Annotated in this window: 24 protein-coding genes and 1 tRNA gene; 19 read left to right on the forward strand and 6 right to left on the reverse strand. The window is 65.8% G+C overall.

The window, feature by feature from the left end:
- From C0R07_RS04295 to C0R07_RS04320, 6 genes are all read left to right on the forward strand, one after another.
- Positions 1–748 (forward strand): lytic transglycosylase domain-containing protein (locus tag C0R07_RS04295; protein ID WP_102788274.1); only part of this gene is annotated, 748 nt, incomplete at its 5' end.
- A gap of 171 nt (positions 749–919) precedes the next feature.
- Positions 920–1,540, forward strand: coding sequence for a ubiquinol-cytochrome c reductase iron-sulfur subunit (gene petA, locus C0R07_RS04300; protein ID WP_019186259.1), 621 nt, complete (start codon positions 920–922; stop codon positions 1,538–1,540).
- A gap of 2 nt (positions 1,541–1,542) precedes the next feature.
- Positions 1,543–2,802 carry a cytochrome b gene (locus C0R07_RS04305; RefSeq protein ID WP_019186260.1) on the forward strand — a complete coding sequence of 420 codons (1,260 nt, stop codon included), beginning with the start codon at positions 1,543–1,545 and terminating at the stop codon, positions 2,800–2,802.
- 37 nt (positions 2,803–2,839) lie between these two features.
- Positions 2,840–3,541, forward strand: a complete 702-nt coding sequence (locus tag C0R07_RS04310; protein WP_390328394.1) for a cytochrome c1 — start codon at positions 2,840–2,842, stop codon at positions 3,539–3,541.
- 160 nt (positions 3,542–3,701) lie between these two features.
- Positions 3,702–4,337, forward strand: a complete 636-nt coding sequence (locus C0R07_RS04315) for a glutathione S-transferase N-terminal domain-containing protein (protein ID WP_019186262.1) — start codon at positions 3,702–3,704, stop codon at positions 4,335–4,337.
- Positions 4,338–4,489: 152 nt separating this feature from the next.
- Positions 4,490–4,933 carry a ClpXP protease specificity-enhancing factor gene (locus C0R07_RS04320; protein ID WP_019186263.1) on the forward strand — a complete coding sequence of 148 codons (444 nt, stop codon included), beginning with the start codon at positions 4,490–4,492 and terminating at the stop codon, positions 4,931–4,933.
- A 178-nt stretch (positions 4,934–5,111) separates the two neighbouring features.
- Here C0R07_RS04320 and C0R07_RS04325 read toward each other — a convergent pair whose 3' ends face one another.
- The 4 genes from C0R07_RS04325 to C0R07_RS04340 form a co-directional block, all read right to left on the reverse strand.
- Positions 5,112–5,468 carry a DUF3301 domain-containing protein gene (locus tag C0R07_RS04325; RefSeq protein ID WP_019186192.1) on the reverse strand — a complete coding sequence of 119 codons (357 nt, stop codon included), beginning with the start codon at positions 5,466–5,468 and terminating at the stop codon, positions 5,112–5,114.
- Between the two features lie 82 nt (positions 5,469–5,550).
- On the reverse strand, positions 5,551–6,600 hold the full coding sequence (locus C0R07_RS04330; protein WP_070470690.1) for a DUF2272 domain-containing protein: 1,050 nt from the start codon (positions 6,598–6,600) through the stop codon (positions 5,551–5,553).
- Positions 6,601–6,695: 95 nt separating this feature from the next.
- Positions 6,696–7,553 (reverse strand): carboxylating nicotinate-nucleotide diphosphorylase, encoded by an 858-nt coding sequence (gene nadC, locus C0R07_RS04335; RefSeq protein WP_102788275.1) that lies wholly within the window; start codon positions 7,551–7,553, stop codon positions 6,696–6,698.
- Positions 7,550–7,819 (reverse strand): Trm112 family protein, encoded by a 270-nt coding sequence (locus C0R07_RS04340; protein WP_019186189.1) that lies wholly within the window; start codon positions 7,817–7,819, stop codon positions 7,550–7,552. The genes nadC and C0R07_RS04340 overlap by 4 nt, the downstream gene beginning before the upstream one ends.
- Before the next feature lie 59 nt (positions 7,820–7,878).
- On the opposite strand from C0R07_RS04340, the gene purE reads away from it, so the two are divergent.
- Both purE and C0R07_RS04350 read left to right on the forward strand, forming a co-directional pair.
- Complete coding sequence (purE, locus tag C0R07_RS04345) at positions 7,879–8,382, forward strand: 5-(carboxyamino)imidazole ribonucleotide mutase (RefSeq protein WP_019186188.1); 504 nt, start codon at positions 7,879–7,881, stop codon at positions 8,380–8,382.
- Positions 8,379–9,527 (forward strand): 5-(carboxyamino)imidazole ribonucleotide synthase, encoded by a 1,149-nt coding sequence (locus C0R07_RS04350; RefSeq protein ID WP_070470687.1) that lies wholly within the window; start codon positions 8,379–8,381, stop codon positions 9,525–9,527. Before purE ends, C0R07_RS04350 begins: the two co-directional genes overlap by 4 nt.
- A 129-nt stretch (positions 9,528–9,656) precedes the next feature.
- Here the strand turns inward: C0R07_RS04350 and C0R07_RS04355 are convergent, their stop codons facing one another.
- Positions 9,657–10,238, reverse strand: a complete 582-nt coding sequence (locus tag C0R07_RS04355; protein ID WP_102788276.1) for a superoxide dismutase — start codon at positions 10,236–10,238, stop codon at positions 9,657–9,659.
- Positions 10,239–10,400: 162 nt separating this feature from the next.
- Here C0R07_RS04355 and grxD point away from each other — a divergent pair, with 162 nt between their 5' ends.
- The 11 genes from grxD (at position 10,401) to C0R07_RS04410 (ending at position 23,998) form a co-directional block, all read left to right on the forward strand.
- A complete protein-coding gene (gene grxD, locus C0R07_RS04360; protein WP_019186185.1) occupies positions 10,401–10,721 on the forward strand; it encodes a Grx4 family monothiol glutaredoxin in 321 nt (106 codons plus the stop codon).
- Entirely contained in the window at positions 10,718–11,458 is a 741-nt protein-coding gene (locus C0R07_RS04365) for an SDR family NAD(P)-dependent oxidoreductase (RefSeq protein ID WP_070470683.1), read from the forward strand. Before grxD ends, C0R07_RS04365 begins: the two co-directional genes overlap by 4 nt.
- Positions 11,459–11,864: 406 nt before the next feature.
- On the forward strand, positions 11,865–15,047 hold the full coding sequence (locus C0R07_RS04370; protein WP_174704345.1) for a TonB-dependent receptor: 3,183 nt from the start codon (positions 11,865–11,867) through the stop codon (positions 15,045–15,047).
- A gap of 297 nt (positions 15,048–15,344) precedes the next feature.
- On the forward strand, positions 15,345–16,733 hold the full coding sequence (gene ppnN / locus C0R07_RS04375) for a nucleotide 5'-monophosphate nucleosidase PpnN (RefSeq protein WP_102788496.1): 1,389 nt from the start codon (positions 15,345–15,347) through the stop codon (positions 16,731–16,733).
- 161 nt (positions 16,734–16,894) lie between these two features.
- Entirely contained in the window at positions 16,895–17,410 is a 516-nt protein-coding gene (locus C0R07_RS04380; RefSeq protein ID WP_167390320.1) for a GspH/FimT family pseudopilin, read from the forward strand.
- Positions 17,407–17,889, forward strand: coding sequence for a type IV pilus modification protein PilV (gene pilV / locus C0R07_RS04385; RefSeq protein WP_070427004.1), 483 nt, complete (start codon positions 17,407–17,409; stop codon positions 17,887–17,889). The genes C0R07_RS04380 and pilV overlap by 4 nt, the downstream gene beginning before the upstream one ends.
- Positions 17,886–19,055 (forward strand): PilW family protein, encoded by a 1,170-nt coding sequence (locus C0R07_RS04390; RefSeq protein WP_070427005.1) that lies wholly within the window; start codon positions 17,886–17,888, stop codon positions 19,053–19,055. The genes pilV and C0R07_RS04390 overlap by 4 nt, the downstream gene beginning before the upstream one ends.
- Position 19,056: 1 nt before the next feature.
- Complete coding sequence (locus C0R07_RS04395; RefSeq protein WP_070427006.1) at positions 19,057–19,575, forward strand: pilus assembly PilX family protein; 519 nt, start codon at positions 19,057–19,059, stop codon at positions 19,573–19,575.
- Positions 19,576–19,585: 10 nt separating this feature from the next.
- Positions 19,586–23,401, forward strand: a complete 3,816-nt coding sequence (locus tag C0R07_RS04400) for a pilus assembly protein (RefSeq protein WP_102788279.1) — start codon at positions 19,586–19,588, stop codon at positions 23,399–23,401.
- Entirely contained in the window at positions 23,398–23,853 is a 456-nt protein-coding gene (locus tag C0R07_RS04405; RefSeq protein WP_390328094.1) for a type IV pilin protein, read from the forward strand. Before C0R07_RS04400 ends, C0R07_RS04405 begins: the two co-directional genes overlap by 4 nt.
- 68 nt (positions 23,854–23,921) lie before the next feature.
- Positions 23,922–23,998 (forward strand) — tRNA-Asn (locus C0R07_RS04410).
- Between the two features lie 69 nt (positions 23,999–24,067).
- On the opposite strand, the gene C0R07_RS04415 is transcribed toward C0R07_RS04410, so the two are convergent.
- Positions 24,068–24,610, reverse strand: a complete 543-nt coding sequence (locus C0R07_RS04415; RefSeq protein ID WP_026069809.1) for a GspH/FimT family pseudopilin — start codon at positions 24,608–24,610, stop codon at positions 24,068–24,070.
- Between the last annotated feature and the right edge of the window lie 19 nt (positions 24,611–24,629).

Here is a 24,629-nt window from a genome sequence, read left to right on the forward strand (position 1 = left end):
GCCGGCCCCGGCGGCCCCGATCGCCCGCGCGGCGCCAGCGCCGGCCCGGGCCGATACCGCCACCGCGGCGACTGCGATCAACCCGGCCCCGGCACCGTCCCCCGTCCCGGCCACGGTGCTGACCGCGCCCTCCGCCCCGGCGGCGGCTGGCAACAAGGCTGGAAAGGTCCGCAGTGGCCAGCTGTACGCCTATATGAAAGACGGCGTGCGCCATTACACCAGCGCACGCCCGAGTGGGGTCGCCAGCCTTGGCCAGGTCCGCACCATCCACTACAGCTTCATCGAGCGCTGCTACGCCTGTGGCGCCAACCCGGCGGTCAACTTCGGCTCGGTACGGCTCAACACCACGGCCTACCAGAGCGAGATCGCCGCTGCGGCCCGCGAGTTCGGGGTGGAAGAGGCGGTGGTCCGCGCGATCATCCATGCCGAATCGGCCTACAACCCGACCGCGCTCAGCCGGGCCGGCGCGCAGGGGCTGATGCAGCTGATGCCGCCAACCGCGCGCCGCTTCGGGGTCAGCGATTCCTTCGATGCCTCGCAGAACATCCGCGGCGGCGTGCAGTACCTGTCCTGGCTGCTCAAGCGCTTCAACGGCGATCTCACCCTGGCCGCGGCGGGCTACAACGCCGGCGAGGGCGCGGTCGACCGCCATGGTGGCGTGCCGCCTTACAGCGAGACCCAGTATTACGTGAAGCGGGTGGCTCTGTTGGCCGACCGCTACCGCGGCGCCGTGGCCAGCCATCAATGACCCATGGCGCCGGTGGTGCCTGATGCCGTACTGTCGGGGTAATGTCGTTCCGTAGGACCGCGTTGTGTGGCCGACTTCGGTTCAGCTACACTCGCGGCTGATTCAATGTGGACTGGCCCCCACCGGTCTGCTGGCAGCCTCAAGCTACCTAAATCAATATCGGAGTGCCGGATGGCCAACGATGGGGTAAACGATCCAGTCAACACTGGACGTCGGCGGTTTCTCTCAGCAACCACTGCGGTGGTCGGAGCGGTCGGCGTCGGATTTGCAGCGGTACCGTTCATCAAGTCCTGGAATCCCAGCGCCCGCGCCAAACTGGCCGGTGCCCCGGTGATTGCCGACATCAGTGCGCTCCAGGAAGGCCAGCGTCTGGTCATGGAGTGGCGTGGACAGCCGATCTGGATCGTCAAACGCTCCAAGGCCATCCTCGATGCGCTGCACGGGCTGGACGGCCGCCTCAAGGATCCCGAGTCGGGCGAGAAAGAACAGCAGCCCGAGTACGTGCTCAAGCAGAATCCCGAGTTCCGCTCGATCAAGGCCGAGGTCTCGGTGCTGGTCGGGCTGTGCACCCATCTGGGCTGTTCGCCGGAAATGGTCGCCGAGATCCGCCCCGAGCCCTACGACCCCCAGTGGAAGGGAGGCTACTTCTGCCCCTGCCACAAGTCGCGCTTCGACATGTCCGGTCGCGTGTTCAAGGATGTTCCGGCACCGATCAACCTGCTGGTGCCGCCGCACCATTACCAGGACGACAACACCATCATCATCGGCGTTGATCCGCAGGGGGCGGCTTGATCATGGCCAATATCCTTTCCCGCACCGCCACCGGCGTCGCCGACTGGGTCAACGCCCGCGCGCCGGGCCTGATGCCGGTCTACCGCAAGCACGTCACCGAGTACTACGCGCCGAAGAACTTCAACATCTGGTACTACTTCGGCTCGCTCGCGCTGCTGATCCTGGTCAACCAGATCGTCACCGGCATCTTCCTGACGATGCACTACAAGACGAACGCGGCCGAAGCGTTCGCCTCCATCGAATACATCATGCGGGACGTGGAGTGGGGCTGGCTGATCCGCTACATGCACTCCACCGGTGCCTCGCTGTTCTTCATCGTGGTCTACCTGCACATGTTCCGCGGGCTGCTCTACGGCAGCTACCAGAAGCCGCGCGAGCTGGTCTGGATCCTCGGCATGCTGATCTACCTGGTGCTGATGGCCGAAGCCTTCATGGGCTACGTATTGCCATGGGGCCAGATGTCGTTCTGGGGCGCGAAGGTGATCATCTCGCTGTTCGGTGCGATCCCGGTGATCGGCACCGGCCTGACCGAATGGATCATGGGCGACTACCTCCCCAGCGACGCCACCCTCAACCGCTTCTTCGCCCTGCACGTGATCGCCCTGCCGCTGGTGCTGTTGCTGCTGGTGGTGCTGCACCTGGGCGCGCTGCACGAGGTGGGCTCCAACAACCCGGACGGCGTGGAGATCAAGAAGGGGCCGAAGGGCAACCGCTGGTCGGCCATCGCACCTACCGACGGCATCCCCTTCCACCCGTACTACACGCTCAAGGATGCGGTCGGCGCCGGCTTCCTGCTGATCATCGCCGCCTTCATCATCTTCTTCGCGCCGGCCTTCGGCGGCCTGTTCCTGGAGCACGACAACTTCACCGAGGCCAACCGCCTGGTGACACCCGAGCACATCAAGCCGGTCTGGTACTACACCCCGTACTACGCGATGTTGCGCGTGGTGCCCAACAAGCTCGGCGGCGTGATCGTGATGTTCTCGGCGATCGCCATCCTGTTCCTGGTGCCGTGGCTGGATCGCGCGCGGGTGAAGTCCTACCGCTACCGCGGCCTGCTCTCGCGCGGTCTGCTGGGCATGTTCGCGGTGTGCTTCGTGTGGCTGGGCGTGATCGGCTCCGGCCCGGGTACGGATGCGCACGAGACCTACATCGGACGCGTGCTGACCTTCCTGTACTTCGCCTTCTTCATCACCATGCCGCTATGGACCAAGCTGGACAGGACCAAGCCGGTACCGGACCGGGTGACCACGCATGACTGACCACTGGATTGTCCGGCTGGCCTGCGCGGCCGCCCTGATGCTCGGTGTCGCGGTGGCCGATGCCGCCGAAGGTGCCAAGACCCTGCAGGCCGGCAACGACCTCAGCGACCGTGCGTCGCTGCAGCGTGGCGCACAGCTCTACATGAACTACTGCTCGGGCTGCCACGCGCTCAAATACCTGCGCTACTCGCGCATGGCCGCCGATCTCGGGCTGAGCGAAGAAGAGGTCATGAACAACCTCAACTTCACCGGTACGCCGGTCGGTGAGCCGATCCCGGTGACGATGCCCAAGGCGCAGGCGGAAAAGTGGTTCGGCAAGATGCCGCCGGACCTGAGCCTGATCTCGCGGGTGCGGGGCAGTGACTGGGTCTACACCTACCTCAAGTCGTTCTACCTCGATCCCACGCGTCCGCTGGGGTGGAACAACACCGTGTTCCCGAATGCCTCCATGCCCAACCCGCTGTGGGAAATGCAGGGGCTCCAGCACGCCGTGCACGGCAAGCCGGAGAACCCCGGCGAAGACCCGCCGGTGGTCGGCCTGAAGATCGAACAGCCCGGCAACATCGATGCCGGCCAATACGATCAGGCGGTGCGCGACATCACCAATTTCCTGGAGTATGCCGGTGAGCCGGCCGCCCTGAAGCGGCAGAAGCTGGGGGTATGGGTGATCCTGTTCCTGGCGCTGCTGACCTTCCTGGCCTATCTGCTCAAGAAGGAATACTGGAAGGACGTCCACTGAGCGGTCCGGCGCCTTCCCGCGGCGATCGTTCCCCACGTGGGACGATCGACCTATTGGCTTTTGTGATGTGCGGTTGCACACTCGGGTACTGTGACGACCGTCAGCAATGGGCTGGCGGCGCCGATACGACCGGCGGTTACCGGACGTTGGAGAGCCTTTGATGGCGGCGAGCGTACGCATGCGGAATACCCTGACGCTGTTTTCCTCGAACGACGATGTCCTGTGCCATCGCGTACGGCTGGTACTGGCGGCCAAGGGCGTCACTTATGACTCCGTGCCGGTCGACCCGCAGAACCCGCCCGAAGATCTCATCGATCTCAATCCGTATCACTCCGTGCCCACCCTGGTGGAACGCGAGCTGGTGCTGTACGCGGCCTCGGTGGTCAGCGAGTACCTGGACGAGCGCTATCCGCACCCGCCGCTGATGCCGGTCGATCCGCTCTCGCGGGCCCGCATCCGCCTGGCGATGCTGCGCATCGAACACGACTGGGTGCCGCAGGTGCAGGCCATCCAGCTGGGCAACAAGACCCAGGCCGAGGCCGGGCGCAAACGTCTCAAGGAACTGCTGACCAGCGCGGTGCCGCTGTTCAAGGCCAGCAAGTTCTTCCTCAATCCGGAAATGAGCCTGGCCGACTGCGCGATGGCGCCGATCATCTGGCGGCTGCAGGCGCTGGACGTGCCGTTGCCGAAGGATGGCAAATCGATCGAAGACTACGGCAACCGCATTTTCCGGCATCCGGGCTTCATCCGCAGCCTGACCGATCAGGAAAAGAAGCTGCGCGATCTGCCGGTCTGATCGGCAGGGGCGAGCGCCGCGTGCGGCACGGCTGTACTGAACGAAATCGCGGTGCCGGTACGCGCCATGGCTGACCTGCGGGTAGGCGGGCGCGTACACTTGCATCAGGCAATCCGGATCAAGAGCAGCCGAGCACGGCTCGGCTCTACCACATGACAGAAGACACTTTTCGCATGACCAGCCACCGCCCGTACCTGTTGCGGGCCTTGGTGGAATGGATCAATGACAACGACCTGACGCCGCACATCCTGGTCGACGCCGGCATGCCCGGCGTGCAGGTTCCGCAGAGCGCGGTCAAGGACGGTCGCGTCGTGCTGAACATCGCCGAGCGCGCCGTGGTACGCCTGCATATAGACAATGAGAGCGTGAGCTTCTCGGCCCGTTTCTCCGGCACCAGTTACCCCGTGCAGGTGCCGATCTCGGCCGTGCTGGCGGTGTACGCCCGCGAGACCGGGCAGGGCATGGCGCTGCCCGATGACATCCCTGGCCATGAGCCGGGCCCGGACGACGAGCTGCCGCCGGACGATTCACCGACCCCGCCGGACGACGCACCGCCCAAGCCCAGCGGTCGCCCGCATCTGCGGGTGGTCAAATAAGACACACGATGGCCGCCGCAAGGCGGCCATTTTCATGGGTAGAGCCGACCGTTGGTCGGCTGCTCTCCGCGCCCATCAACGGCAACGACCCGGTAGAGCCGACCGTTGGTCGGCTGCTCTCCACGCCCATTGACGGCCACGGCCAACGGCAGCCGACCAACGGTCGGCTCTACCGGGGTCAGACGTCTTCGGCGTCGCGGGTATCGATATCGCGCCGGATCTCGCTGATCCGCGCCGCCGACGGCCCCACGAAGGTGATCAGCTGATCGCCGCGCAGCACCATGCGCCCGCTGTGGCGGTCCACGCCATCGTGCGAGTACTCGAACTTGAAGGTGCGCTCCCAGCCCAGCCAGCCATTGTCCTTGCGGCATACGCGCAGGCCGGTGGCATGCACGCTCTGGTCCAGCCACTGCACGTCGGCTGCGCGGCAGGCGTTGCGCCCGAGCACGCCGGCGCGTTCGGCGGCGGCACGCGAGGAATTCCAGAAGGCGTAGGCGAACGCGCCGGCAATCATCAACAGGATCAAACTGGGCATCGGTGACTCGGCGCGGTCAGGGAGGTCGGTGACTCCAAGATGGCGACGAACGCGGCGCGGATCAAGCCATACGCCATCAAGATCAGGGTGTGCGGGGTGGCGGGACCGGCGGGCGGGGCGGCACCACGGTGGGGGCCCGCATCGGTGCCTGGGACGCCGGCGATGCCATCGGCGGTGCCGTGGCACCAGCACCGGCAGCGGGCGGGGTCACCGGGTCCGGGGTGACCGTCGGCATCGGCGCGGGCGCGGTGGCCACCAGTTTCAGCAGGGCGGCCCAATCCTGGCGATTGAAGCTGCACTCCTCTTCGCGGCCGGGCGTGCAGCCCAGGTCCATGCCGTCGCTCGCCGTGGCTTTGGCCGGCGGCAGCTCGATCCGGCCACTGCGGTCCAGCGAGAGCTTGCGCATCGCCACGGTGTTCATGACGTTGCCGCCGATCAGATACAGCGTGCGGTCACCGCCCATGTTGGCCGCGATGACCACTTCGCAGTGCGATTTCCAGTGCGTGACCGAGCCGTTGGACAGCGACTGGACCAGGCCGCTGTAGCTCAGCGTTTCACGCCGGTCGCGGAGGTAGCACAGCAGGTCGCCGGGTGCAGGCTTCTCCTGCGCGGGATCGGCCATGCGGTACGGACCACTGTTCTGGAAGGCGGCCCGGATATAGTCGATGTGTCGGGGCGAACGGGTAAAGCCGGGTACCGAGGCGCGGGTCATCACCCATGAGATGAAGGCCGCCGACCATGGGTTGTCGATCAGGAAAGCACGGCAATCGGTATCGGTATAGCGCGTACCCGGCGGGGCCATGCAGCTCGATGCGCCGGGTTGGCTTCCCATCGGCGACAACGTTCCGCTCTGCCGCCAGTAGCCGACCACGCGCTGCCAGGCGACCAGGCCGTTGTCGGCCAGGTGGACGTCCTCGGCTTCGGTGACGCTCAGGCTGGCCGCGCGTCCATCGCGGTCGATGAAGGGCCGATACCAGAGGCGATGTTCAGTGCAGGCAGTCCGGACGATGTTGATCGCCACCGGGCTGAGCCCGAAGCGCGGTGGCACATCGCAGACCTCGGCTGCGGATGCCTGGAGCGGCAGCAGCGCGAGCAGGGGAGACAGGCAGGCGAGAAGCGGCAGGCAGCGCATGCGTGCAATCCAGATGGGGGCAGACGCAGCCTCGCAGACCGCATCTGCCCATACCGTGAAAGCGGGGAGGCATCGCCCGCGGATCGGCACGCGCTTCAGCCGGGGGGCGGGCCCAGTTTCAACGACAGGTCGATCGCCTGCACGTGCTTGGTCAACCCACCGATCGAGACGCAGTCCACGCCGTCCTCGGCGATCGCGCGCAGCCCGTCCAGGCCGACGCTGCCGGAGACTTCCAATGGAATCCGCCCGGCCGCGATGCGCACGGCCTCGCGCCGGGTGGCGGCATCGAAGTCATCGATCAGGATGCGGGTGCAGCCCACCTCCAGCGCCTCGCGCAGCTGGTCCAGGTCTTCAACCTCGACCACCAGCGGCAACGCCGGCCACTGCACGCGCGCTGCCTGCACCGCCGCGGTCAGCGAGCCGGCGGCGCGGATGTGGTTTTCCTTGAGCATGACCGTGTCGAACAGGCCCAGGCGGTGGTTGTCACCGCCGCCACAGCGCACCGCGTACTTCTGCGCGACGCGCAGCCCGGGCAGCGTCTTGCGGGTGTCCAGGATCCGCGCGCCGGTGCCGGCCACCGCCGCGACGTAATGCGCGGTGGTGGTCGCCGTGCCCGACAGGGTCTGCAGGAAATTCAGCGAAGTGCGTTCGGCGCTCACCAGGCTGCGGTTGCGGCCCTGCAGGAGGGCCAGCACGGTGCCGGCGGCGACACGGTCACCCTCGGCCACGCGCCAGTCAATCCGCACCTGCGGATCCAGCGCCCTGTGGGTCGCATCGAACCAGGGGCGGCCGGCGATCACCGCGTCCTGCTTGCACAGCAGGTAGGCAGTGTCGGGGCGGTCCGGGAGCAGGGCGGCGGTGACATCACCGCTGCCGATGTCCTCGGCCAGTGCACGGGCCACATCGGCGGCCACCAGGGCGGCCTCGGGGGCCGGCACGGGGAGGTGGCTCATTTTTCCGGGAAATCGGCGATCTGGGCGGTGGCAATGGCCTCTTCGGCCAGCAGCACCGGGATGCCATCGTCCACGCGGAACACCTGCTTGCGGTCGCGGGTCAGCAGGGCCTCGCGCAGCGTCTGCGCCTGCGGGCTGCCATCGGCCTTGAGCACGGCGCCGCTGCCGATCGCGCGGTTGAGCGCGTCCAGGCCGGTGGCATCGAGCAGGGACAGGGGCTGGCGCGTATCGGGCGAGCACAGGAGGTCGAGCAGCTTGCGATCCATGGATTCTTCGTCTTGCGTGGAAGACGGCTAGAATACGTCTTTAAGGCAGGTGACGGCCAATGACCCTCAACCAAACCGCGCCGCTCGTCGGCATCGTCATGGGTTCCCGCTCGGATTGGGAAACCATGCAGCACGCCGCCCAGAAGCTGGATTCGCTGGGTGTTCCCTATGAAGTGAAAGTGGTCTCGGCGCACCGCACGCCGGACGTGCTGTTCACCTACGCCGAGCAGGCGGGCCAGCGTGGCCTGCGCGCGATCATCGCCGGTGCCGGCGGGGCCGCGCACCTGCCGGGCATGATCGCCGCCAAGACCGCCGTGCCGGTGCTGGGCGTGCCGGTGCAGTCCAAGGCCCTGAACGGCATGGATTCGCTGCTCTCGATCGTGCAGATGCCGGCCGGCATCCCGGTCGCCACCTTCGCCATCGGCAACGCCGGCGCCTCCAACGCGGCGCTGTTCGCCGCGGCGATGCTGGCCTCGGACCAGCCGGCGATCGGCGAGGCGCTGGAGGCCTTCCGCGCCCGCCAGACCGAAGACGTCATGGCCCACGACGACCCGCGTCAATGAGCGTCAGGACCGTTGGCATTCTGGGCGGCGGTCAGCTGGCCCGCATGATGGTCCTGGCCGGCGCGCCGATGGGGCTGCGCTTCGAGCTGTTCGACCCCGCCGCCGATGCCTGTGGCGGCCAGGTCGCGCCACTGCAGGTGGCCGCGTTCGAGGATGAGGCGGCCCTGGCCGCGTTCGCCGCCCGCGTGGACGTGGTGACCTTCGATTTCGAGAACGTTCCGGCGCGCAGCGCCAAGTTCCTGGCCGAGCGCGTGCCGGTGCATCCCCATCCGGATGCGCTGGCCGTGGCCCAGGACCGGCTCAGCGAGAAGACCCTGTTCCAGTCGCTGGGCATCCCGCTGCCAGCCTTCGCCGATATCCGCAGCCGTGACGAACTGGCCGCCAAGGTCGCCGAGTTCGGCATGCCCTGCATCGTCAAGACCCGCCGCCTGGGCTATGACGGCAAGGGCCAGTTCCGGATCCGCAGCGCCGCCGATATCGACGCGGCCTGGGACACCCTCGGCAGCCAGGTCGAAAAGACCGGCCTGATTCTGGAAGGTTTCGTCGCCTTTGATCGCGAGGTCAGCGTGGTGGCGGTACGGGCGCAGGATGGCGAGTTCCGCGCCTGGCCGATCACCGGCAACTGGCACGTCAATGGCGTGCTCTCGGCCAGTCTGGCCCCGGCGCAGCTGTCGGCGGCCCAGCATGAGGCGGCCATCGGCTACGCGCGCACCCTGGCCGAGCGGCTGGACTATGTCGGCGTGTTCGCGCTGGAGCTGTTCTGCCGTGGCGATGAGCTGCTGGCCAACGAGATGGCCCCGCGCGTGCACAACTCCGGCCACTGGACCATCGAAGGCAGCGAGACCTCGCAGTTCGAAAACCACCTGCGCGCCGTGCTGGGCCTGCCGCTGGGCGATACGCGCATGCTGGGTCATGCCTGCATGCTCAACTGGATCGGGCAGATGCCGGAGGCCAACGCCGTGCTCGCCCAGGCCAGCGGCCATTGGCACGATTACGGCAAGCAGGCTCGGGACGGGCGCAAGGTTGGCCATGCCACGCTGCGTGATGACGATGCGGCGGTGCTGGCCGATGCATTGGAACGTGTCGGTGGGCAGCTTGATCGCGGCGAGCAGGTCGCGCCGGTGATCGAGATCCTGCGCGGTTAGAGGTCCGGTAGTGCGGGCCGCTGGCCGGCGCTGGCGGTGCGAGGTACAAGGGGAGCCGGCCAGGGGCCGGCACTACTTGCCAGGGCGCATGACCTGGACGCACGACCAACGGCCGTGCGCTGCCGGGCATCAGTCGCGCAGCTGCGCGGTAACGAAGTCCCAGTTCACCAGTTTCCAGAAGGCCTCCAGATAGCGCGCGCGCTCATCCTGGTAGTCGGTGTAATACGCGTGCTCCCACACATCGCAGGCCAGCAGCGGGGTGCTCTCCCCGGTCAGGGGCGTGCCCGCGTTGCGCGTCACCTGGATCGCCAGCGCGCCGTTGGGATGCTGTACCAGCCACACCCAGCCCGAGCCGAACAGGCTCAATGCCGCCCGGTCGAACGCCTCGCGCAGCCGTTTGGCATCGCCGAAATGACGGGTCACCAGTTCGCCCAGCCGACCCTGCGGCTCGCCACCGGCGCGCGGGTGCAGGCAGTGGAAATAGAACTGGTGGTTCCAGGCCTGGGCCGCGGCATCGAACAGGCTGCCCTGGCTCTGGCGGACGATGTCCTCCAGCGGCAGCTCGGCCAGTTCCGTGCCTTCGATACATGCGTTGACCGTGTCCAGATAGCCGCGCAGGTGCCGCCCGTGATGCAGGTCCAGCGTCTGCGCCGACAGGTGGGGTTGCAGGGCGGTGCGGTCGTAGGGGAGGCGAGGCAGTTCGAGGGGCATGGGCACGACAGATTGGGAAGGGAAAGCGCCGCGCGATCGCGGATCGGCATCAGTGTGGCCGATGGCAGGGTGCCCACCACGCGAAGGTAGGGCATACAATGGCGGCCAGGGAAGTCTATCCGACCGGTGAGGCCGGGTTGTCCCATTGGAGGGAGAGTCGTTGTGGCGGTGATGCAGCAGATCCAGTCCGAAGTCGAACGTTACCCCCTCGTGTTGTTCATGAAGGGCACTCCGCAATATCCCATGTGCGGCTTTTCCAGCCGTGCCATCCAGGCATTGATGGCCGCCGGCGCGATCGCGCTGCGCACGGTCAACGTGCTGGAAGAACCCGAGATCCGCGCCAACCTGCCGCGCTTCTCCAACCTGCCGACCTTCCCGCAGCTGTTCATCCACGGCGAGCTGATCGGTGGCTGCGACATCGTGCTGGAGCTGTTCGAATCCGGCGAGCTCAAGCGGATCGTCGAAGAGGCCTCCCAGCCGTGAGCGCGGTCCCGTCCGTGGTGGTCGGGACCGGATCGCTCGCCGATCGCGTCATTCTCATCGCCGGGGCCGGGGGAGGGTTTGGCAGCGCCGCAGCCGTGGCCTGCGCGCAGGCCGGGGCAACCGTCGTCCTGCTGGGGCGCAAACCGCGCCGCCTGGACCGGGTCTATGCCGCCGTCGAGGCAGCCGGTCCCGAGCCGCTGCTGTATCCGCTGGATCTGGAAGGGGCTACCCCCGACGATTACGCGACCCTGGCCGAACGCCTGCAATCCGAACTTGGCCACCTGGATGGGGTGCTCTACTGTGCGGCCGATTTCGCCGGGCTGACCCCGTTCGAGCTGGCCGACCCCGCCGCCTTCGCCCGCGCCGTGCACGTGAACCTGACCGCGCCGGCCTGGCTGGCCCAGGCCTGCCTGCCCCTGCTGCGCCAGAGCGACGATGCCGCGCTGGTGTTCACCGTGGACGACCCGGCACGGGTGGGGCAGGCCTATTGGGGGGGCTATGGCGCCGCCCAGCACGGCCTGCGTGGGCTGATCGCCTCGCTGCATGACGAACTCGGCCGCAGCCCGGTCCGGGTCAGTGGCCTGCAGCCGGGCCCGATGCGCACGGCCCTGCGCGCCCGAGCGTTCTCGCTGGATGAGGACCGCACCGCCCGTGATCCGGCCGAGTGTGCCGCCGCCGCGGTCCTGCTGTTGTCCGCTGCCGGCGCGGCGTATCGCGGCCAGATTCTCGACGCATGAGCGCGGCAAAGGCGTCACCGCTGGCGCGAACCTGCCCAGAGCCTCCTGAATGTGCCCCGGGCCTCCTAAACGTGCCCCGGGCTCCTATGGGTAATGCCGGCCGCTGGCCGTCTCCCCAGCCAACCCGCAGAACGCCAACCGGACACCGCTGAGGCCCTCAGTAGCCCGCATTCAGCCGGTCACAATCAAATGTGAAGATGGCGTCATGATCCCGTTGTGATGGCGTGTGTTTTGTCGCCAAACCGTCACAATCCGGGGCTATCGTGTTAATCTAGTGTTAACCGTTGCGGCTGAAACCAGCTCGCGGCTAGGGAACCCAGATAAAAGTCCAGTCAGCCGCCAGCAAGGCTGCTTGGGCGCGTTTTTTTCTCCGCCATCGCCAATCTCGCATCGAGGCTACTCCCCAATGACCCACTCCCGTTGTCTCCGGATGTCCAAGCTCACGCTTGGTCTCGTGGCTGCACTTGCCGCCGCTCCCGCCTTCGCCCAGAGCACCTCTTCCGGTGTGGGCGGTCAGGTCACGTCGGCTGCAGGCGCGCCTGTCGTCGGTGCAGAAGTCACCATCACGCACACCGAGTCGGGCACCGTCAGCCGCGCCACGACCGATGCATCGGGTCGTTACAACGCGCGCGGCCTGCGCGTGGGTGGTCCGTACACCATCACCATCAACAAGCCGGGTGAAGGCACCAAGACGGAAGAGGGTGTGTACCTCGGCGTCAACCAGATCGGTACCGTCAATGCGGCACTGACCGGCGACCTCGCTGCAACGAACCTCGATGCCGTGCAGGTCACCGCCGTGGCCGCAGGCTCGGAAGTGTTCAGCGCCACCAAGATGGGCTCGGGCACGTCGATCAGCCAGGAAACGATCGAAGCCATGCCGTCCGTCGGCGGCAACATCCAGGACATGATGCGCCTGGACCCGCGCGTCGCTTTCGTTGACCGTGCTTCGGGCAGCATCAGCGCCGGCGGCCAGAACCCGCGCTACAACGCCGTCCGTATCGATGGCGTGTCCGCCAGCGACACCTTTGGCCTGGAAGGCAACAGCTTCCCGACCCGTCGCCAGCCGGTTTCGATGGAAGCCATCGAAGCCATCAACGTCGACCTGTCCAGCTACGACATCACCATCACCGGCGCCACCGGCGCTGTGGTTGATGCCGTGACCAAGTCGGGTACCAATGAGTTCCACGGCTCGGTCTACGGCTACATGCGTGACGGCAGCTGGTTCGGTGACAACCCGGGTGGCGGCAAGTTCAACGGTTTCGAAGACGAGAAGACCTACGGCTTCACGCTGGGTGGCCCGCTGGTGAAGGACAAGCTGTTCTTCTTCGCCAACTATGAGAAGTTCGAGCAGTCCGCCCCGGGCGCCGACATCGCCGGCAGCGCCATCGGCGCCGGTACCATCACCGATGCCCAGATCGCGCAGGCCCAGCAGATCTTCCAGGAGCGCTATGGCGTGTCGGCGGGCAGCTACGACGCCGCTTCGGACACCAACCTCGAAGAGTACGCGCTGAAGCTGGACTGGAACATCACCGACAATCAGCGTGCGAGCTTCCGCTACAGCAAGCTGGAGCAGGACAAGCTGCGCATCAATGGCTACGGCCAGACCACCGGTGCCTCGATCAGCTCGTACTGGTACCAGCACGACAAGAAGATCGAGTCCTACGTCGGCCAGCTGTTCAGCGACTGGAGCGACAACTTCTCGACCGAAATCAAGGCCAGCTACCGCGATTACTCGGCCATCCGCAATCCGTCGGCTCCGGGTACTCCGGCGATCCTGATCGGTTTCGGCGGTCTGAACTCGAACCGCGAGTCGGTCGCCAACCCGACCCTGTACCTGGGTACCGAAGCCAACACCCAGTACAACGAGCTGTACACCAAGACCTGGAACTACTTCGCCTCCGGCACGCTCACCCTGGGCGACCATGACGTGAAGTTCGGTGCGGATTACAGCAAGAACGAAATCTACAACCTGTACGCACCGAACATTGACGGTTACCTGGTCTACAACGGCATCGAAGGCTTCCGTAACAACACGCCGGTGGTCAGCACCTGGCGCAACCCGGTGGACGGTGGCGTGGAGAGCCTTGCGGCCGACTACGACTACACCACCCTGGGCCTGTTCGTGCAGGACACGTGGTACGTCAACAACAACCTGACCCTGACCCTGGGCGTGCGTGCGGACAAGTACGACACCAACAAGGACACGGCCTACAACCAGCGCGCCAGCGAGTTCTTCGGTTACGACAACCGTTCGATCGGCGACAACGGCTTCCTGGTGCAGCCGCGCGTGGGCTTCAACTACACCTTCGACAGCGATCGCCCGACGCAGCTGCGCGGTGGCGTTGGCCTGTTCCGTGGTGAAGCGCCGCAGGTGTGGCTGGGCAACATCTACGCCAACAACGGCGTGAACTTCACCCAGGGCACCGATTACCCGTACGCCAACCGCAACCGTCCGGGACAGCAGGTCGTGAACTTCGTCTCCGACGATTTCCGTACCCCGTCCGTGTACAAGGCCAATCTGGCGTTCGATCACGAACTGCCGTGGAACGGTCTGGTCGCATCGGCCGAGCTGCTGGTGACCAAGGTCAAGGATGGTCTGTACTTCAAGCGCCTGGAACTGGTGCAGCCGAGCTACACCGGTGGTCCGGACGGTCGCAACTTCTACTGGGGCAACATTGCCAACGCCTCGACCTCCAAGTCGACCACCCCGAGCTGGGTGAGCGATGCCGTGCTGCTGGACAACACCGACAAGGGCCGCACCGCGCAGTTCACCGTGTCCCTGGCCAAGCCGTTCAGCCCGGACAGTGACTGGGCCTGGAACCTGGGCTACACCTATACCGATGCGAAGGAAGTTGCCAGCAACACCTCCTCGGTGGCGACCTCGAACTGGAACAACAACTACATCTTCCAGGCCAACGAGAACGCGCTTGCGCGCTCGCGTTACGAGATCCGCAACCGCATCTCGGGTTCGGTGAACTGGAAGCATGCGTTCTTCGGTGACTACGAGACCCAGGTCGGCATGTTCTATGAAGGGCGTACCGGTCGTCCGTACAGCTTCGTGTACTCCAACGACATGAACGGCGACGGCCGCACCTACAACGACCTGTTCTATGTGCCGAAGGGTCGTGGCGACGTGCTGTTCACCGGCGGTGCCGCCATGGAAGAAGCCTTCTTCGCATGGATGGAGAACAATGCACAGCTGAACCGTTACGCCGGCCAGGTGACCCCGCAGAACTCGGCTCGCGCCGGTTGGGTCAACACCTTTGACGTGCGTATCACCCAGCAGTTGCCGGGCTTCATGAAGGGCCACAAGTCCGAAATCTGGCTCGATATCCAGAACGTGGGCAACCTGCTCAACAAGAAGTGGGGTCGCATCGACGACTTCGGCTTCTATGCTGACCAGGGCATCGCCAACTTCCGCGGCATCGACCCGACCACTGGCAAGTACCTGTACGAGTTCCGTGCAGAGCGCCAGGGCAACACGAGCGCCACCGTGACCGACAGCGCCTTCGCCAACGCGGACGCCGACGGTTTCAACACCGGTGTGTCGCAGTGGTCGCTGCAGCTGGGCTTCCGCTACAAGTTCTGATGCGTCGGACCTAGTGGATGATTGAAAAGCGGCCGGGGTAACCCGGTCGCTTTTTTTTGTCTGTCAGGACGAGGCGGCTGGAGCGCCCCGGTCTCCATCGGCCGCCCCACTGAGTGTTGTGCTGGGTAGTGCATGCCTGTATATTCAGTTGGTTGCGCGGAAATCAGTGCAATTGCGACGGCCCAGTGCCTCTGTCGCGGTCAGGACATATCCAAACGGTCGGGTTTCCCGGCCGTTTTGCTTTTTAAGGGGGCAGCGGTACAGTCGGTAACCTTGAGGAAAGCGAACAAGATGGACATGACGATCAACGAAAAGCCGGCGCGTACGCTGCCGGTGCAGGACGCGCGGATCTACCCGCGCGGTGGGCTGGATGTGTTGTCGCGCGCTGAAGTGGCACGCCTGCGCGACGCCTCCGGCGGCGGCATGCACGAGCTGCTGCGCCGCTGCGCGCTGGCCGTGCTGACCAGCGGCAGCGCCTCGGACGATCCGCGCGCGGCGCGCGATCTGTATCCCGATTTCGATATCCAGGTGGCGCAGCAGGACCGCGGCGTGCGCATCGATCTGGTCAACGCCCCGGCGATGGCCTTCGTCGATGGCGAGATCATCCGCGGCGTGGCCGAGCTGCTGTTCGCCGTGGTCCGCGACCTGGCCTACATGGCCATCGAGATGGGCCCGGCCTACGCGGCCGAGCTGGAGTCGTCCGAGGGCATCACCAACGCGGTGTTCGGGCTGCTGCGCAATGCGCGCATCCTCAATCCCGGCGACCCGAATCTGGTCGTCTGCTGGGGCGGTCATTCCATTGGCCGCGATGAGTATCTGTACACCAAGCAGGTCGGCTACGAGCTGGGCCTGCGCGGGCTGGATATCTGCACCGGCTGCGGTCCGGGCGCGATGAAGGGCCCGATGAAGGGCGCCACCATCGCCCATGCCAAGCAGCGCAAGACCACCACGCGCTATATCGGCCTGACCGAGCCGGGCATCATCGCCGCCGAGTCGCCGAACCCGATCGTGAACCACCTGGTGATCATGCCGGACATCGAGAAGCGTCTGGAAGCGTTCGTGCGCATCGGCCACGGCATCATCGTGTTCGCCGGTGGTGTCGGCACCGCGGAGGAGATCCTGTATCTGCTGGGCATCCTGCTGCGCGACGAGAACAAGGACCTGCCGTTCCCGCTGATCCTGACCGGCCCGACCGTGGCCGCGCCGTACTTCGAGCAGATCGACCGCTTCATCCGCCTCACCCTGGGTGAGGAAGCCGCCAGCCGCTACGAGGTCATCATCGGCGACCCGGTCAACGTCGCCCGCAAGATGGCCCAGGGCATCAAGCGCGTGCGCGAGCACCGCCTGGCGCAGAAGGACTCGTTCTTCTTCAACTGGTCGATCGAGATTCCGTGGGAGTACCAGCAGCCGTTCGTGCCGACCCACGAGGCGATGGCGTCGCTTGACCTGCACCACGGCCGTCCGCCACATGCCCTGGCGGCCGACCTGCGCCGCGCGTTCTCCGGCATCGTGGCCGGCAACGTGAAGGAAGACGGCATGCGCCGCATCGAGCAGTTCGGGCCGTTCGAAATCCACGGCGATGCGGACATGATGCAGGCCCTGGATGAACTGCTGCGCGCCTTCGTCGAGCAGCGCCGGATGAAGATCTCCGGCGAGTACCAACCCTGCTACAAGGTCATGGCCTGAGGGCCTGACCGGGCCGGCGGCGGGCAGGGGCCGCTGCCGGTTCTCGATCTGCGTCAACCCATTGACGCCTGTCGCCTCCGGGCGACCGTTCGTCCTGCCGCCGCTTGCTGATCGGCGGCGGGGCGTTCATCTTCTGTGTCATCAACGCTGGGGAGCGTTTCATGTCTTTGCGCCGGTCCAACGGCTTCACACTGATTGAGCTCATGGTGACCATGGCGGTGCTTGCCGTGCTGGTCGCGGTGGGGTTCCCGAATTTCCTGAGCGTGATCCGTTCCAACCGGGTGGTCGCGGCCAACAATGAAGCGCTGGGCCTGCTGTCGCTCGCGCGCAGCGAGGCGATCCGCAACAACAAGGGCGGCGGTGTCTGTGGCAGCGCCACCGGCACCAGCTGCGACGGGGACTGGAACAGCGGCATCCTCGCCTTCGCCGACCCCGACGGCAGCGGTACCCTGGAAACCAGCGAAACGGTCCTGCGCTACAGCCAGGGCCACCCCAGGCTGGTGGTGGACGGGCCGGACAACGTGGCCATCAGTTTCGACGGGCGAGGTCGCCGCCAGGCGCCTGCCGACCAGACGCTGACCCTGCGGCCGGACGAATGCAGCGGCCAACCGATGCAGCGCACCGTGACCATCAATTCCTCCGGCCAGGCACGCAGTGCCCAGGGAGCGTGCCAATGAAGCGCAAGCATCCTCGCCGCCTGCGCGCAGCGCCGGGTGGCTTCACGTTGATCGAGGTGCTGGTTGCCATTGTCGTGCTTGCTTTCGGCCTGCTCGGCTTCGCGCTGCTGCAGACCATGAGTGTGCGCTTCACCCAGAGCGCGAACTACCGCACCCAGGCGACCAACCTGGCGTACGACCTGATCGATCAGATGCGCGCCAATCGCTATCAGGCGGCCTGGTACAGCACGGCATCGTTCTCGCCCGGGACGGTGGCTGTTGCCGGGGCCTGCGGCCGCCCGACCGGCAATGCGGTCACCATCCAGCAGAACGTCGCGCGGTGGCAGTGCCAGGTGGCCAAGGCATTGGGCGAGACCGCCAGTGCCAACGTGGCCTACGAAGATGGCAGCGTCACCGTCCAAATCGCTTGGGGTGACCAGCGCTGGGACAAGGACAAACCCGATGAAAAGACCACCTTCACCGTGACATCGCAGCTATGAGCCCTTTCCCGAATACACGGCGCAGGCAGTCGGGTCTGTCGCTGATCGAGCTGATGGTCGCGGTGGTGATCGGCACCGTGCTGATGCTGGGCGTCATCCAGGTCTTCATCGCCTCGCGCACCGCCTCGAGGTTGGCTGAAGGCGTGGCACGCACCCAGGAAAACGCCCGGTTTGCGATCGATTTCCTCGAGCGCGACATCCGCATGGCCGGCCACTACGGCTGCGTCAACGATCAGGCGCATTTCATCAAGGACGAGGGCGACCCGCGCCATCATTTCACCGCTGCGTCCGGGGCCGGCAGTCCGCTGGATTTTTCGGTGGCGGTGCAGGGCTATGAAGCGGGGGGTACCGCGCCGGGCGATACCCTGACCCTGGGCGAGGCCTGGAGTGACGCAGGCAACCTGCCGTCCGAGATCGTCGGGCTGAATCCACTGGGGGGCAGCGATGTGCTGGTACTGCGCTTCCTGGCCGGTGAAGGCGTTCCGGTCACGGCCATCACCGCGGACAGCGGCGGCAGTGAATTGACGGTGGACACCGAGCGCGCCGCCCGGTTGAGCCAGGGCACGCCCGCTGCGCCGACCATGTTCGGTATCGCCGATTGTGCCCACGTCGACATTTTCCCGGGAAGCGTCGCCGGGGGCACCGTCACGGCGACCAACGCGGACCTGTCCAGGTATGCGCCGCCCAATGGGCAGACGCTGGTCTACCGCGCCGAGTCCATCGTGTACTACATCGGGGCCGGCGCGTCCGGCGAGCCAGCGTTGCGCCGTGCCCGCGCCAATGCGGCCGGCGCGTACCCGGCCGAGCTCAATGAGGAGCTGGTGGAAGGCATCGAAAACCTGCAGGTTCTGTTCGGCCTGGATTCGACCCCGGACATCAGTGTCGATGCCTCGCCCATCGGCAACATCACCGTGCAGGCAACCGCCAGTGGCGTCTCCACGGGCACCGACGCGGCCGCGGCCGGGCAGTGGCGACGCGTGGGCCTGGTGCAGGTCGGCGTGCTGGCGCGCAGCCCGCAGCCGGCCGATGCGCTGCAGGCCCAGCAGAAGGTGGCTCGCCAGGGCGCACTGGGCGTGGAGTTCGCGCCGTCCGATACCCGTGATACGCGCTACCGGGCCAGCTATGAGGTATCGGTGGCCTTGCGCAATCGACTCTATGGGAACTGACATGCACGCCTCCGTCCGCCCCGTCGTTCGTTCTCCGGCCCCACAACGCCAGCGTGGCGCCGTGCTGTATGTGGCGCTGGTGATGTTGATCCTGCTGGCGCTGATCGGTATCGCGGGCATGCAGGTCGCCGGCATGCAGGAGAAGATGTCGGCCAACTATCGTGCGAGCAATCTGTCCTTCCAGAACACCGAAGCGACCGTGCGCACTGCCGAGCATCTGGTGGAGAAAATCGCCAATCGTCAGGAGCTGCCCGATGGCAGCCTGATTGTCGCCGGCGACATCGATGCCGGCTGCGATGCTGCCTTCGACCCGTCAGAGTGGGGTAGCGAGCAGAGTTCCGATGCGGTTCCAGCGGTAACGGTCAGGCAGATCGATACCTGCGTGCCCTTCGGCACCGGCGTGGGCCTGGGCGGGCCGCGCGATACCCCCATTCCGATCTATCAGATCACGGGCTACGCCGCCGATGATGAAGAACATCCCACCTCTTCGACCGTGATCGACACGGTTTTCAAGCTCTGAGGACGCGCACATGGTATCGCGCAGGACCACACTCATTTCCGCGTCGGTACTGGCCGTTCTGGTCGGCGGCGGGGTGCTGACCTATCAGCTGATCGCCGCGCAGGGGCAGGGGACGCTGTCCCAGGTGCCGTTGAACAACCAAGTGCAGGCGCAGCCGGCCTTCATCATGACGGTCGACAACTCCGGCTCGATGACCTTCCAGACCCAGTTCCCCGGGGCGGATGGCCAGGCCTGCTGGAATACGTCGGCCAAGAGTTTCTTCAGCAGCACCAAGACGCTCAGTACTACGGGTACCTGCGCCTTCTATTACGTGCTGCCGGGCACGCGCATTTCCGGCGCGTATTACGGCATTGCACCGTTCGACAAGTTCGGCTTCGCACGCTCCCCGACCTACAACCCGGCCTTCTACAACCCCACGATCAAGTATGAGCCGTGGATGCGCTATGACACCGCCCAGGAAAAGGTGGTCGATTACGCACAGGCAGCCACGTCCAAGACCCTGATAGATCCACGTCTGGCGGCGAACGCGGCCAACACGGTGGATCTGACCGCGGCCACCACCGGTGTGTTCAACATGGTCGATGGAATGGTGGTGCCCCAGGGCACTGTCTTCGCGGCGAACGGGAAGGACGGAACGGCCTACGCGGCGAACAAGGACTACACGTGGAAGACCACCGATTTCTACGTGGCGGGCAGGAATCAGACCCAGCCAACCCGGTACGACGCGACCTTCACCTACGTTCCAGCGACGTTCTTTCTTCCGTTCACGGGGAAGAGTGATCCGGTTCCGGAGTTGGCCGGGAGCCCTGGCGCCTACACAGCGGTAGCGCGCACGGAGGCCGCCAATGCCTGTGGCACGGGTTGCACGATGTGGAAGTACACGATCAAGAGCACCGACGGCGTTGCGTTGCAGAACTTCGCCAACTGGTTCTCCTACTACGGCAACCGCAACCGCTCCATGATCGCCGGCATGACCCGATCCATGGCGACGGTGGACAACCTGCGCGTGGGCTATTTCAAGATCAACGACAACGCCGACTACGACATGAGCGACAAGGGTGCGGCATTGCCCATCCGCGATCTGGGTACCAAGGACGACAAGCGTGCGTTGTACGCTGACATGATCGCGTTGAACGCCTCGGGCAGTACACCCAATCGCCAGGCGGTGAAGGCGGCGGCCACCCAGTTCACCCGCACCGATGATCAGGCGCCGGTGCAGCTTGCTTGCCAGAAAAACGCCGTCATGCTGTTCACCGATGGCTACAGCAACCTTGATGGCCCGGAGGTCGCCAATGCCAATGGCGACGGCAACATGGGCATCCCGTTCAAGGATAGCCACGACAATACGATGGCTGATATCGCCGCTTCGTACTACATCAACAAGGATGGCAAATCCCCACTGCGTCCGGAACTCGCGCCCGGGCTGGTGCCGGTGCCGGAGGCCTGCAATACGGCCAACCCGGATCCGCGCCTGGATTGCCAGAAGAACCTGCACGTCAATTTCTACGGCATCACCCTGGGCGGGCGCGGCAAGCTGTTCAATCCCGATATCGTCCAGGATCCGTATACCAACGCCTCCATCTACAACAACTGGCCAAAGCGCGAGAACGGTGCGATCAGCACCATCGATGACATCTGGCATGCCGCCGTCAACACGCGTGGCGAGTTCATCAACGCGCGTACCCCGGCCGACATCACCCAGGCCATGCGCCGCGTGCTGTCGTCGGTGACGGCCGGTGCATCTTCCTCGGGCAGCTACGCGCAGTCGGGCGCGCGCATCGGCACCGGCTCGATGGCGGTGGCGCCGTACTACGAGATCGCCAACGAATCGACCGACTGGTTCAGCCGCCTCACCGCGAGCCAGATCACCGTGGACCAGGCCACGCGCAAAGCGGTGTACACCACCGCGTGGGAAGCCAGCGCCAAGATGCCGCAGCCGACCGCGCGCAAGGTGTTCTTCGGTACGAACACCGACGTGCTTCCCTTCAGCAGCAACAGTGTCACGCTGGAGTCGTTGTGTGACCTGTCCCCGTCGTTGTACCCGGGCATGGCCCGGTGTTCGGCTGGTGAGCTGACCGATCTCGGCGCGACGCGCGCAAACGCGGTCAGCTACCTGCTGGGCGAAAGGAGTCTGGAAACGCGGCGAGGGGGGCGCTTCCGCGACCGAACCACGGTGCTTGGCGACATCATCAATTCGTCGCCGGTCATCAGTGCCCCCATCGATGACTACGGTTATCGCGGGCTGGATCAAGGCCTGGGCGCGAGCTACGCCACCTACCTGGAGACCAAGCGCAGTGGGCGTTACATGGTCTATGTCGGCGCCAACGACGGCATGCTGCATGCCTTTGATGGCGGCATGGGTGTAAGCGGTACGATGGATAGCAGCGGCGGCGCGGAAACGTTCGCCTACATTCCCGCCACCTCCATGGGGCACATGGGCAACCTGCTGTTCCCGCTCGATCCGAACAATCAGGCCTTCCAGAAGTTTTCTCATCGCTACTATGTCGATGGTCCGGTCGCCGTGTCCGATGCGCGTATCGGCACCAGCTGGGGCACCGTACTGGTCGGCAGTACCGGCGCGGGCGGCCGCGGCGTGTTCGCACTGGATGTGACCAAGCCGGGCAGCTTCGGCACCGGCAGCCGCCTGTGGGAAATCAACGACCTCAGCGGCTCTGAAGGCGTGAAGGCCAATATCGGCCATGTGCTGGGCAAGCCGGTCATCGTTCCGTTCAAGGACGCGAGCGGAACCGTGACCTGGAAGGCCATCTTCGGCAATGGTTATGGCAGTGCCAGTGGCAAGGTGGTGCTGTTCATGGTGGACATCGGCACCGGCTCCCCCAACATCACGATGATCGAAGCATCCGAGACGGCAGGAAGCCCGCCGGCTGGCAAGAATGGCCTGGGCAACATCCTGGTGGTCGACCGTTGGACCGGCAGCGGCCGCAATGCGCGCGGCCGTGACGGTTACGCCGATACGGTGTACGCGGCCGACCAGAAGGGCGCGGTATGGAAGTTCGATCTGCGCGATACCAGTGCGAGGGTTTCCACGCCGCTGTTCACCACGCAGACCAGCACCAGGAATGGTTTGACCTACCGTCAGCCGATCACCGGCGGCATCAACGCCACCAATGGTGACCGCGGTGGTGTGATGCTGTTCTTCGGCACGGGCAGTTTCGTCTTCAACGAAGATGTCCGTGACGAATCGATCCAATCCCTGTACGCGGTCCTGGATGCCTCCGACGAAACGCCTTCCCTGACGATGACCGCGGCCGATCTGCGTCCGTATACCGTCTCTGCCTCGGGTGATGTGCGGACGATGACGCCGGGCACGATCCCCGCCGATTCGCGCGGCTGGCATGTCGACCTGCCGGCGGGCGAGCGCTTCCTCGCGTATCCCGCGCTGGCGTCCGGTGTGGTCTTCATGCCCACCTATGTGCCCAATCCAACCACCAAGAGCTGTGCGTCGGATGGCTCCAACTGGCTGTTCGGGCTGAGTGCGCAGTCCGGTGCGCCGGCATTGTCGAAAATGCGCGCCGGGTCGCCGACCGGCACCAAGTTTGGCGCTGGCACGGCCGCGGTTCCGCTGTCGACCGGCGGCAACGCCCCGGTGAAGGATGTCGGGGTGCAGGTACTGCCGCGCCAGCAGCCACCCGGCAAGATTTCCGGCGACAGCCCAGGCGGCGGTGGACCGGGTTCACCTGGCGGCACGCCACCCCCGGTGGACCCGCCCGCCGAGCCCTGCCAGATGCTGGTCACTGCGGCAGGCGGCGTCCCCATGTACGTGCCGTATCCCTGCGGACGCCAGTCCTGGAGGCAGTTGCAATGAGTCGTTCGTTTCCCACCCTGGCCCGCGCCGGACGCGTGCCGGCTGTCCCCGCCCGCTCGATGGGGGGATTCACGCTGATCGAGTTGATGCTGGTGGTGATCGTCATGGCGATCCTGGCCGGTATCGCATACCCCAGTTACGTTGAGCAGACGCGCAAGTCCAAGCGCGGGCAGGTCAAGGCCGACCTGGTCGAGTACGCGCAGCTGGCCGAGCGGTTCCACACCACGCAGAACACCTATGAAGGGTTCACGCTGCCCGGCGGTGGGAACTCGGTCAGCTCGCCGCGCGAAGGGGGTACGGCCGCCTACAGTGTCGGGTTTGTCGGCACCCAGTCCACGTTCACGCTGACCGCGACCGCACAGGGAAACCAGGCCAAGGACAAGTGTGGCGACCTCGGCATCAACCAGGCCAACGTCAAGACCAGTGGGGGCACGCTCTCCGAGTGCTGGTGACGTGACGGACGGCGGCATGCACAAGGGTGTTGCCCTCCGCGCGAGTGCCCCGTACAATGCGCCTCCCCGCCCGAATAGCTCAGCCGGTTAGAGCACTTGACTGTTAATCAGGGGGTCGTTGGTTCGAGTCCAACTTCGGGCGCCAGATTCTGCAGAAGCCGCGAGCAATCGCGGCTTTTGTCGTTTTCGTGCCGGCATTTCCGGCGGGCCTGCATCAGCAGGGCGCGCGGTCGCGCAGTCGCTCCGAGCGGGCGCGCCCGGCATTGTTGACAACCACCTTGCTGTGTCTTTGTCCTCGGGTGCAGATGGTGACCGTCAGGTTGACGCCCATGCTGCTGCCATCCGGACGAAACCGCAGGCGAGGGCGCCCGGCAGAGGCCGGAGCCCGCAGGGTCAGGCCGGTCTGCCCCGGGTAGTACTGGAGGATGTCTGCCTCGGCCGGTTGTGGCTGGCGACGGGGATCGCGATACGTCAGCCACCCCGTGCTCCATTCCGACGCGCAGCGCCGGCCATCGTCGCTGGGGCAGATGGTGACGATCTCGCGCCGTGTCACCGCGGCCATGCGAGCGCCGGCGAATGCCGAGTTCAGTTGCAGCCGCAGGGCATCGGCGCGCAGGCTGGAGACGGTCTCGGCCAGGTTGGGTGCCGCCACGGCGACCACCAGCGCGAGGATCGCCAGGGTGGCCATCAGCTCCATCAGGGTGAGGCCAGCGCTTCGGTCACGCGGGCTGGGCCGGAGGCGCATGGGGCAGGTCATCCGTCAGCGGGGAGCTCTG

Source organism: Stenotrophomonas bentonitica (genome assembly GCF_002887735.1).
Taxonomy (GTDB): domain Bacteria; phylum Pseudomonadota; class Gammaproteobacteria; order Xanthomonadales; family Xanthomonadaceae; genus Stenotrophomonas; species Stenotrophomonas bentonitica_A.